General features: G+C 74.9%; 11 protein-coding genes. 2 read left to right on the top strand and 9 right to left on the bottom strand.

Annotation, left to right across the window (positions count from 1 at the left end; translation table 11 throughout):
- The 4 genes from EBM89_RS17870 to EBM89_RS17855 all read right to left on the bottom strand — a co-directional run.
- Positions 1 to 557, bottom strand: a 557-nt coding sequence (locus EBM89_RS17870) for a biotin/lipoyl-containing protein (RefSeq protein WP_305038155.1), incomplete at its 3' end; no start/stop codon positions are given.
- Positions 558 to 607: 50 nt separating this feature from the next.
- Positions 608 to 1600, bottom strand: a complete 993-nt coding sequence (locus EBM89_RS17865; protein ID WP_122150989.1) for an alpha-ketoacid dehydrogenase subunit beta — start codon at positions 1598 to 1600, stop codon at positions 608 to 610.
- Positions 1597 to 2724 (bottom strand): pyruvate dehydrogenase (acetyl-transferring) E1 component subunit alpha, encoded by a 1128-nt coding sequence (gene pdhA / locus EBM89_RS17860; protein WP_122150988.1) that lies wholly within the window; start codon positions 2722 to 2724, stop codon positions 1597 to 1599. Before pdhA ends, EBM89_RS17865 begins: the two co-directional genes overlap by 4 nt.
- A gap of 223 nt (positions 2725 to 2947) precedes the next feature.
- On the bottom strand, positions 2948 to 3367 hold the full coding sequence (locus EBM89_RS17855; protein ID WP_158609716.1) for a MarR family winged helix-turn-helix transcriptional regulator: 420 nt from the start codon (positions 3365 to 3367) through the stop codon (positions 2948 to 2950).
- A gap of 85 nt (positions 3368 to 3452) precedes the next feature.
- Here EBM89_RS17855 and EBM89_RS17850 point away from each other — a divergent pair, with 85 nt between their 5' ends.
- Entirely contained in the window at positions 3453 to 4526 is a 1074-nt protein-coding gene (locus tag EBM89_RS17850) for an SDR family NAD(P)-dependent oxidoreductase (protein ID WP_122150986.1), read from the top strand.
- A 9-nt stretch (positions 4527 to 4535) separates the two neighbouring features.
- Here the strand turns inward: EBM89_RS17850 and EBM89_RS17845 are convergent, their stop codons facing one another.
- From EBM89_RS17845 to hisC, 5 genes are read right to left on the bottom strand one after another with little or no spacing between them, the layout of a single operon-like run.
- On the bottom strand, positions 4536 to 4817 hold the full coding sequence (locus EBM89_RS17845; protein ID WP_122150985.1) for a DUF805 domain-containing protein: 282 nt from the start codon (positions 4815 to 4817) through the stop codon (positions 4536 to 4538).
- Between the two features lie 40 nt (positions 4818 to 4857).
- Positions 4858 to 5298, bottom strand: a complete 441-nt coding sequence (locus EBM89_RS17840; RefSeq protein ID WP_122150984.1) for a response regulator — start codon at positions 5296 to 5298, stop codon at positions 4858 to 4860.
- Entirely contained in the window at positions 5295 to 6863 is a 1569-nt protein-coding gene (locus tag EBM89_RS17835; protein WP_233571835.1) for a sensor histidine kinase, read from the bottom strand. The genes EBM89_RS17840 and EBM89_RS17835 overlap by 4 nt, the downstream gene beginning before the upstream one ends.
- The gene (locus EBM89_RS17830; protein ID WP_369408667.1) at positions 6860 to 8116 is read right to left on the bottom strand and encodes a PP2C family protein-serine/threonine phosphatase; all 1257 of its coding nucleotides are present in this window, start codon (positions 8114 to 8116) and stop codon (positions 6860 to 6862) included. The genes EBM89_RS17835 and EBM89_RS17830 overlap by 4 nt, the downstream gene beginning before the upstream one ends.
- Positions 8117 to 8174: 58 nt before the next feature.
- A complete protein-coding gene (hisC, locus tag EBM89_RS17825; protein ID WP_122150982.1) occupies positions 8175 to 9239 on the bottom strand; it encodes a histidinol-phosphate transaminase in 1065 nt (354 codons plus the stop codon).
- 126 nt (positions 9240 to 9365) lie between these two features.
- Between hisC and EBM89_RS17820 the strand changes: the two genes are divergently transcribed.
- A complete protein-coding gene (locus EBM89_RS17820; protein WP_122150981.1) occupies positions 9366 to 9749 on the top strand; it encodes a phage holin family protein in 384 nt (127 codons plus the stop codon).
- Positions 9750 to 10084: the final 335 nt, after the last annotated feature.

Raw genomic sequence — 10084 nt, 5'->3', positions numbered from 1 at the left:
CTCGGCGTCGTGGGCCGAGCGGGTGCGGGCTGCGCGGCACGCGGGGCGGCGGCGGGCGGCGCAGCCGGCGCACCCACGGCGGGGTCTCCCTCGGCGGAGGTGAACCGCGCGCGCCGGGTCGTGGGGGCGGTGGCGGTGCCGTACCCGACCAGCACCGCGCCCCCGGGCTCCTCGGCCTCGGCCTGAGCAGACACAGCAGGCGCAGCGGGCGCAGGCGCTGCCTGCACCGGGTCGGCGTCCGACGTCGGCCCGGACACCGGGACCTCGGCACCGACCCCGGCGGGCGCGCCGCCCGCGGGCGCCGCACCGGTGGGGTCGGTGTCGATCTCGATGATCGGCGTCCCCACCTCGACCGTCTCGCCCTCGGCCACGAGCAGCCGGGTGACGACGCCCGCGTACGGGCTGGGCAGGTCGACCAGCGACTTCGCGGTCTCGATCTCCACGATGGTCTGGTTGATCGCGACGGTGTCCCCGACGGCGACGTGCCAGGCGGCGATCTCGGCCTCGGTCAGGCCCTCCCCGGCGTCGGGGAGGCGGAACTGCTGGAAGGACGGCACGGCGGGTGCTCCTCGTGGTGCGGGTGGGTCGGGTCGGGGCGCGCGGGCCGCTAGTGCGCGAGCACGCGGTCGACGGCGTCCAGGACCCGGTCGAGGCCGGGCAGGTACTCGTGCTCGAGCTTGGCGACGGGGTACGGGGTGTGGAACCCGCCGACCCGCAGCACGGGCGCCTCGAGGTGGTAGAAGCACTCCTCGGTGATCCGCGCGGCGACCTCGGCGCCGGTGCCGTACAGCACGGGGGCCTCGTGCACGACGACGCAGCGGCCGGTCCGGCGGACGGACTCCGCGACGGCGGTGGTGTCGAGGGGCGAGATGGTGCGCAGGTCGACGACCTCGACGCTGCGGCCCTCGGACGCGGCGGCGTCGGCGACCTTGAGCGCGGTGGCGACGGTCGGGCCGTGCGCGACGAGGGTGACGTCGGTGCCGGAGCGCAGGACGCGCGCGCCGTCGAGGGTGGACGCGGCGGCGAGCGGGTCGGCGTCGGTGTCGACGTCGCCCTTCTCCCAGTACCGGCCCTTGGGCTCGAAGAACATCACGGGGTCCGGCGAGGCGATGGCCTGCTGGATCATCGTGAAGGCGTCCTGCGGGTCGGACGGGCTGACGACGCGCAGCCCGGCGGTGTGCGCGAACAGCACCTCGGGCGACTCGCTGTGGTGCTCGACCGCGCCGATTCCGCCGCCGTAGGGCACCCGGATGACCACGGGCAGGTTGAGCCGCCCGCGGGACCGGTAGTGCATCTTGGACAGCTGGGTCGTGATCTGGTCGAACGCCGGGAAGATGAACCCGTCGAACTGGATCTCGCACACCGGGCGGTAGCCGCGCAGCGCGAGGCCGATGGCGGTGCCGACGATGCCGGACTCCGCGAGCGGGGTGTCGACGACGCGGTCGCCGCCGAAGTCCTTGGCGAGGCCGTCGGTCACCCGGAACACGCCGCCGAGCGCGCCGATGTCCTCGCCCATGAGCATGACCTTCGGGTCGTGCTCGAGCGCCTTGCGCAGGCCCGTGTTGATCGCCTTGGCGAACGTCATCCGCTGCGTGGTCATCGCTGCTCCCCCCCGGCGAACGAGGCCTCGTACTGCTCGAACCAGGCACGCTCGGCGTCCACCACGGCGTGCGGGGTCGCGTACACGTGCTCGAACATCGTGCTGGTCTCCGGCCGGCCGAGCGCGCGGACGAAGGTCCGGGTGCGCTCGCCGAGCGCGTCGGCCTCGGCCTCCACCTCGGCGCGGAAGGCGTCGGTGAGCGCGCCGGTCGCGGTGAGGTACGTGGTGAGCCGGTCGATCGGGTCGCGCTGCCGCCAGTAGTCCTCCTCGGCCGCGGACCGGTACCGGGACGGGTCGTCGGAGGTGGTGTGCGCGCCCATCCGGTAGGTGAACGCCTCGACCAGGGTGGGGCCGCCGCCGGAGCGGGCGCGCTCCAGGGCCTCGGCGGTGACGGCGTAGCAGGCGAGGACGTCGTTGCCGTCGACGCGCACGCTCGGGACGCCGAAGCCGGGACCGCGTGCGGCGAGCGGGACGCGCGCCTGCCGGGTGGTCGGCTCGGAGATGGCCCACTGGTTGTTCTGGCAGAACAGCACGAGCGGGGCGTTGTTGACGGCCGCGAACACCAGGGCCTCGTTGACGTCGCCCTGCGCGGTCGCGCCGTCGCCGAAGTAGGTGACGACGGCGGTGTCGCGTCCGGGGTCTCCGGTGCCGACCGCGCCGTCGCGCTGCACGCCCATCGCGTAGCCGGTGGCGTGCAGGGTGTGCGAGCCGATGACCAGCGTGTACAGGTGGAAGTTCACGTCGGTCGGGTCCCAGCCGCCGTGGTCCACGCCGCGGAAGAGGCGGAGCAGCTCCGTGAGGTCGAGGCCGCGGGTGTGGGCGACGCCGTGCTCGCGGTAGGACGGGAAGACGTAGTCCTGGGGGGCCAGCGCGCGGCCGGAGCCGACCTGCGCGGCCTCCTGGCCGAGGCACTGCGCCCAGAGGCCGAGCTCGCCCTGCCGCTGGAGGGCGGTGGCCTCGGTGTCGAACCGCCGGACGAGGACCATGTCGCGCCACAGGCCGCGCAGGGCCTCGTCGTCGAGGTGGGCCACCCGGGGGGTGTAGTCGGGGTGGTCCACGCGCTCGCCGGTGGGCGTGAGCAGCTGGACCAGGCCGTCGTCGGTGAGCGGACCGCTCGTGGTCACACGCGTCTCCTGTCGGCTGGGGGCGTCCCCGGGGGGCGGGGACCTGTCTAACCTACGCCACCGTAGGCTACGCAACCGTAGGTCCGCGCCCCCGGTTCCCGTCAAGGCGGGCTGGCCCCCGGTTGTGGACACCCGACAACCCCCGGCCGGCGGGCAGCGCGAGCACGCCGGGGCGACCGGGCCACCCGCGGCATGCAAGAAGAGGGCGGCGACCCGCCCGGGCTCAGGCCCCCGTGACGCGGGCGAGCAGGGCCGCGAGCTGGGCGCGCTCGGCGTCGTCCAGCGCGGCGACGCCGGGGAGACCGGCGGCGCGGTCCAGCAGCGCGGCGCGCACCTCGCGCCCCCGCTCGGTGAGCTCGAGGATGCGGACGCGCCGGTCGTCGGGCGCGGGGACGCGGCGCGCGAGCCCGGTCTCCTCCAGCCGCCCGGCGATGAGCGTGACGTTGGACGGGTCGCAGCCGAGCTGCCCCGCGAGCTGCCGCAGCGGCTGGGGACCCCGGGCGTCACCCTCGCCCTCGGCGAGCCACAGCAGGTTCGCGCACGCGCCGGTGAGGCCGAGCTCGTCGAGCAGCGGCCGCATGTGCTCCGTGGTCGCGGCGTTGAGCTGCGCGACCCGGTAGGCGATCTCGGCGTCGGCGGACATGGCGCACATCCTAACGCTTGACATGTTCATTGAGTCGCTCAACTATATCCCTGAGCCACTCAAGCATCGACGACCGGAGCACGCCATGACCCTGACCTCCGCCCCGACCGCCTCCGGACCCCGCACCACCCCCGCCGTCCCGACGTTCCCGCTCGCCTGGACGGAGGCCGACGCCCCCGACCTCACGGGCCGCACGGCTGTCGTCACCGGCGCCACCAGCGGCCTCGGTCTGCTGCTCACCGGCCACCTCGGCGCCCTCGGGGCGCACGTCGTGCTCGCCGCCCGCGACGAGGCCAAGGCCGCCGCCGTCCGCACCGGCCTGCTCGCCACCGCCGAGGACGCCCTCGCCGCGGTCGGCGGGCGCCGCGCCCGCGCCGCGAGCGCCGAGGACCTGGCCGACCGGCTCGAGGTCCGGCACCTCGACGTCGCCGACCTCGACTCCGTCCGCCGGTTCGCCGACGACTGGATGGACGAGGGCCGCCCGCTGGACCTGCTGGTGAACAACGCCGGGATCGGCAACCAGCCCTACCGCACCAGCCCGCAGGGCCACGAGAGCCAGCTCGCCACCAACGTGCTCGGGCCGTTCGCGCTGACAGGGCGCCTCCTGCCCGCCCTGCGCGCCTCCGAGGCGACCACCCCCGGACCGCGCGTCGTGACCGTCGGCTCCGACTTCTACCGCCGGGTGGCGGGCGACGACCTCGACGCCCTGCGCGGCCGCGGCCAGGGCGGCGGGATCCAGTACATCCGCACCAAGGCCGCCGTCGCCGCCTGGGGCCGCGAGCTGGACCGCCGCCTGGTCGGCGACACCGGCACCGGCACCGTCGGGGGCACCACCGGCGCGGGCGGTGTGGTCCGCAGCCTCGTCGCGCACCCCGGCATGGCGACCACGCCGATGCACGACCAGGTCGCGTCGCGCGCGCAGGCGCTGCTCATGCGGTTCATGACCGCCCGGTACGCGCGGCCCGCCGCCCAGGGCGTGCTGCCGATCCTCTACGCCGCCGCCGACCCCGGCGCCCCCGCCGACCGGTTCCTCGGCCCCGCTCGCAAGCGGGACACCCGGGTGCACGCTCGGCGGTTCGTCCGCGCGGCCGCCGATCCCGCGTTCGCCCGTCGGCTCTGGGCGTTCGCGGAGGACCTCACCGGCGTGCGCTACCTCTGACGCGCGCCGTCAGCGCCAGGGCTGGGCGCCCGCACCCGCGCGGCGGGCGTCCAGCTCGCGCTGCACCGGCCACCGGGAGTACGCGAACACCAGGAACATGATGACGTTCACCACCGGCACCAGGCCGATGAGGACCCACCAGCCCGAGTAGCCGGCCTTCTGGATGATCCGGATGTACGCGATCAGGACGACCAGCCACACGCCGATCGCGATCACCAGACCGACCCCGCCCGTCAACCAGGCGAGGACCTCGTCCGCGGTGCTGTCGGTGGTGCCGTCGATGCTGAACATCGCCCCAGCATGCTCGCCCCGGACCCCCGGGGTCGAGACCTCAGCGCTGCGGGAGGCGGACGACCTCGACGAAGAACTCGTCGATCTGGCGGACCACCTCGATGAACCGGTCGAAGTCCACCGGCTTGGTGACGTACGCGTTCGCGTGCAGCGAGTACGAGCGGACGACGTCCTCCTCGGCCTCCGACGTCGTCAGCACGACCACCGGGATGCCCCGCAGGTCGGGGTCGCTCTTCATGGCCTCCAGCACCTCGCGCCCGTCCATCCGGGGCAGGTTGAGGTCGAGCAGCACCAGGTCCGGGGTCGGCGCGTCGGCGTGCTCACCCTCCTTGCGCAGGAACGCCAGCGCGCTCACGCCGTCGGAGACGACCTGCAGCCGGTTCGCGACCTTGTTGTCCTCGAACGCCTCGCGCGTCATCAGGACGTCACCCGGGTCGTCCTCCACCAGCAGGACGTCGATCACCTTGCGTGCCACGCTCACTCCGTTCGCTGCGGGTCCGCCGACGCCGCCGGCAGCGTCCAGCGGATGCTGGTGCCGGTTCCGTCGTGCTCGCCGAGCCAGATGCGACCGCCGTGGTACTCGACGATCTTCTTGCACAGGGCCAGGCCGATGCCCGTCCCCTCGTACAGGTCCTTCGCGTGCAGCCGCTGGAAGATCACGAACACGCGATCGGCGTACTGCGGGTCGATCCCGATGCCGTTGTCCCGGCACTCGAGCTGCCACGAGTCTCCCACCCGCTCGGCGCTGATCCGCACGTGCGGCGTCCGATCCGGGTGGCGGAACTTCACCGCGTTGCCGACGAGGTTCTGCAGCAGCTGCACCAGCAGCGGGCGCTCCCCGAGCACCACGGGCAGGTCGTCGACCTCGACCACGGCGCCGGTGTCCGCGATCAGGTGCTCCAGGTTGCCGACCGCGTCCGCCGCGGCCTCGCCGAGCGGGACGTCGGCGAGCTCGCCGCCGGTCCGGCCCACGCGCGAGAAGCCCAGCAGGTCCTGGATGAGCTGCTGCATCCGCTTCGCGCCGTCCACCGCGAACCCGATGTACTGGTCCGCGCGCTCGTCCAGCTGCCCGCCGTAGCGCTTCTGCAGCAGCTGCGTGAACGACGCGACCTTGCGCAGCGGCTCCTGCAGGTCGTGCGACGCGACGTACGCGAACTGCTCCAGGTCCCGGTTGGACCGCCGCAGCTCCTCCGCCTGCTCGCTCAGCAGGTCGTGCGCGCCCGCGATCTCCGCGCGGGACGCCTCGACCTCCTGCACCTGGGCGACCAGGGTCAGCCGCATCCGCTCCACGGCGGCGGCCAGGTCGGCGACCTCCCCCGGCCCCTCGGACCTCACCGGGTGGTGCAGGTCGCCGCCGCTCACCGCGAGCGCGTCCGCCCCCAGCGCCTCCAGCGGCTCGGTGATCCACCGCCGCAGCGTCCGCCACAGCACGAATCCGGCGGCACCACCGGCCAGCACCAGCGCCACCAGCGAGCCGATGACGACCTGGGTCCAGATCTGCAGGTCGGACGCGGCCTCCAGGCGACGCTCCCGCAGGACGTCGATGTACGCCTCGACCGCGGCCCGGGTGCGGTCGAACAGCACCTGGCCGCGCGCGATGTCCTCGGCGGACACCGCCGTGGTCCCGCCCTCGGCGACCGCCGCGATCACGGGCTGCGCCCAGTCCCCGTCCCACCCGTCGGCCGCCTCGACGGCCGCCGCGGCGGCCTCGCGGACCGGCTCGGTGACGCCGGAGGCCGGGTCGGCGCGCTGCTCGAAGGTCGCCGTCGCGTCCTGCGCACGCTCGTAGGGCTCCAGGGTGCCCGGGTACCCGGTCAGCGCGTAGCCGCGCACCGCGGTCTCGGCGTCCACGAGCCGGGTGTAGGCGGTCTCCGCGTCGGTGATCGCGACGAAGTACCGCTCGGTGACCAGCTCCTGCGTCTCGAGCATCCGCCACAGCGCGACGCCCGAACCGACGAGCACGACGCCCAGCACCACCGCGGCAGCGGTCAGCGCGAGCCCCAGCCGGCGACGCAGCGTGACGCGGTGGGTGCGGGTCGCGCTCACGCGCCCGCCCCGGCCCAGCCGACGACGACCACGGCGGTGTCGTCCACGAGCTCGCCGCCGTGCCGACGGCGCACCTCGTGCAGCACGTCCTCGACCACGTCCTCCACGGGCTCGCGCAGCGCCGCGTCGACCACGGCCAGCAGCCCCGCGTCGCCGACGCGCTCACGGGTCCCGCCCACGGTCGCCTCCAGCACGCCGTCCGTGTACATCATCAGGCGCCACCGGGGGCCGAGCAGGTCGGGGTCGAGCCGTCGCGGCTCCCACGTCCCGGGGACCGGGATGCCCAGGGCGCGGCCCCGCCGGTCGGTCGGCAGCAGCGACGACGGCCGCCCCGACGCCGGCTCGCCGAGCAGGTACGGCACCGGGTGCCCGGCGAGGTACAGGTCGACCGCCGAGCGGTCGGGCGCCACCTCCACCATCGACATGGTGGTGAACACCTCCTCGCGGGCGCGCTCGGCCACGAGCACCCGCTCCAGCAGGGGCAGCAGGTCCGGCGTCGGGACGTCCGCGAGCACCAGCGTCCGCCAGGCGGTCCGCAGCACCGCGCCCAGCGCCGCCTCGTCGGGACCGTGCCCGCAGACGTCGCCGACCACCGCGAGCACGGAGCCGTCCGGCCGCTGCACGACGTCGTAGAAGTCGCCGCCCAGCACGCCGTCCCGGCCCGCCCGGTAGCCGACGAGCACCTGCAACCGGTCGTCGTGCACCGACGGGCGCGGCAGCAGCGCGCTCTCCAGCCGCACCGTCTCCTGCGCGCGGACCTTGCTGCGGTACAGCTCCCGGTCGGCGGCCTGCAGCAGGCGCCGCTGGACGGCGTACCGCACGGAGCGCCCCAGCAGCTCGCCGCCGACCTCGCCCTTGACCAGGTAGTCCTGGGCGCCCGCCGCGACGGCCTCCAGCCCCGCGTGGGTGTCGGTCCGCCCGGTCAGGACGACCACGGCCGGGGCCCCGGCGGCGAGCAGACGCCCCAGGGCACCGAGGCCGACCGAGTCCGGCAGCCCCAGGTCCAGCAGCACGCAGTCCACGTCGAGGTGCGCCATCGCCTCGTCCAGCGTGCGGGCGCGCCGCAGCACGACGTCGAGACCGGCGTCCGCGAGGTGCTCCTCGACCAGCAGCGCGTCGCCGTCGTCGTCCTCGACGAGCAGCAGCGACAGCGCCCGCGGGCCGGTCGGGTCCTCCAGGGGGACGACGGTGGGAGGCACGGCGTCACCGGGCCGGAGCGGCGTCACCGCGCTCGGGTTCGTGCTGTCGGTCACCCGGGTCCACCCTCTCTCCCTGTGCGGAGCATAGGGGCCCACCTGCGAGTTCGCGCGATCAGCGCCGGACGTCCCGTGCGACCGCCAGCACCACGTCCGTGGCCTCCGGCTCGCCGACGCTGATCCGCACCCCGTCACCGGCGAACGGCCGGACGACCACGCCCGCGCGCGTCGCCGTCTCCGCGAACCGCGCGGCGTCGTCCCCGATGCCCAGCCACACGAAGTTCGCCTGGCTGTCCGGGACGTCCCAGCCGAGGTCGCGCAGCCCCGTGAGCATCCGGGTGCGCTCCCCCACGATCCGGTCCACGCGCGCCAGCAGCTCGTCGGTCGCGCGCAGCGACGCCACCCCCGCGAGCTGGGCCAGGTGCGACACCCCGAACGGCGTCGACGCCGCGCGGATCCCGGCGGCCAGCCGCTCGTCCGCGACCGCGAACCCGACCCGCAGCCCCGCGAGGCCGTACGCCTTGGAGAACGTGCGCAGCAGGACGACGTTGCGGTGCGCCGCGAGCGCGGCCAGACCGTCGGCGGCGTCGGGGTCGCGGACGAACTCGACGTACGCCTCGTCCAGCACCACGAGCACGTCGCGCGGGACCGCGGCGAGAAACGCCTCCAGCTCGTCGGCGTGCACCGCGGGACCGGTCGGGTTGTTCGGCGTGCAGACCAGCACCACGCGGGTCCGGTCCGTCACCGCGGCCGCGAGCGCCGGCAGGTCCAGCCGCCCGTCGGCGCCGACGGGCACCGGCACCCCGGTGGCCCCGGCGAGGGTCACCGCGATCGGGTACGCCTCGAACGACCGCCACGGGTGCACGACCTCGTCCCCGGCGTCGCAGAACGCCGCGAGCACGTGCCCCAGCACCGCGACCGACCCGCAGCCCGCGACCACCTGGCCGGGGCGGACCCCGAGGTGCTCGGCGACCGCCTCGGTGAGCTCGGTCGCGTACATGTCCGGGTAGCGGTTCACGTCGACCGCACCGTCCGCGATGGCCGCGACCACCGACGGCAGCGGCGGGAACGGGTTCTCGTTGGACGAGAGCTTGTACGCGGCGGCGCCGACGGGGACGCGCGCGCCCGGGACGTACGGCGGGAGGCTCGCGAGCGCGGGGCGCAGGGGGACGTGCTTCACGGCGCCCAGGATGCCACCGGTGGGCGGCGGCCCGGGACCCGCGTCCGCGGCGCGGCCCGGACGGATCCCGTGCCGGTCCCGGGCAGGGGCTGCGCAGCAGAGGGGCGGGGTGGGAGGATCGACCGCATGAGCTTCGTCCTGCGTGTCCTGATCAGCGGCGTCGCCCTGTGGCTCGCCGAGGTGCTGCTGCCCGGCCTCACGGTCGTCGGCGCCGACACCCCGGGCGGCGAGGTGCTGGTCATCCTCGCCGTGGCCCTGGTCTTCGGCATCGTCAACGCGATCGTCAAGCCGATCGTGCACGTGCTGTCGATCCCGCTCTACATCCTCACGCTCGGCCTGTTCACGCTGGTCGTGAACGCGCTGATGCTCATGCTCACCGCCTGGATCACCGAGCAGACCTCGTGGGGCCTGCGCATCGACGGGTTCGGCGACGCCTTCATCGGTGCGCTGATCGTCTCCGTCGTGTCCTTCGTCCTGAGCGTCGCCATCCCCCGCAGCCGCGAGCGCTGAATCACCCGCGGCACGTCGCCGCAGGCCAGCACGACCGCCACCGACGGGTGTCACCCGTCCGGCGTAACGCTCGTGTTGCCGACCCCTGGAGCCCCTCCTACCGTCGCCAGTGATCGGCGTCACAGCGCAGTGCTGCGCGTGACCGGAGGCTTCAGGGGGGAGTCGCCATGGCGACGCGACCGCGGGACGCACGCAGTGCGCGCCCGGTCGTGCCCCGGTGGCTCCGCCGCGGCCTGTGGGCCACGGGCGGCCTCGCGCTCGCCGGCGGGGCGATGCTCGCCCTCGCGCCGGCGGCCTCCGCCCAGGAGCCCGCACCGCCTGCCGCACCCGCGGCA

The sequence above is a fragment of the Cellulomonas triticagri genome, assembly GCF_003696205.1.
Taxonomy (GTDB): domain Bacteria; phylum Actinomycetota; class Actinomycetes; order Actinomycetales; family Cellulomonadaceae; genus Cellulomonas; species Cellulomonas triticagri.
This window is presented reverse-complemented; position numbering and strand designations above follow the sequence as displayed.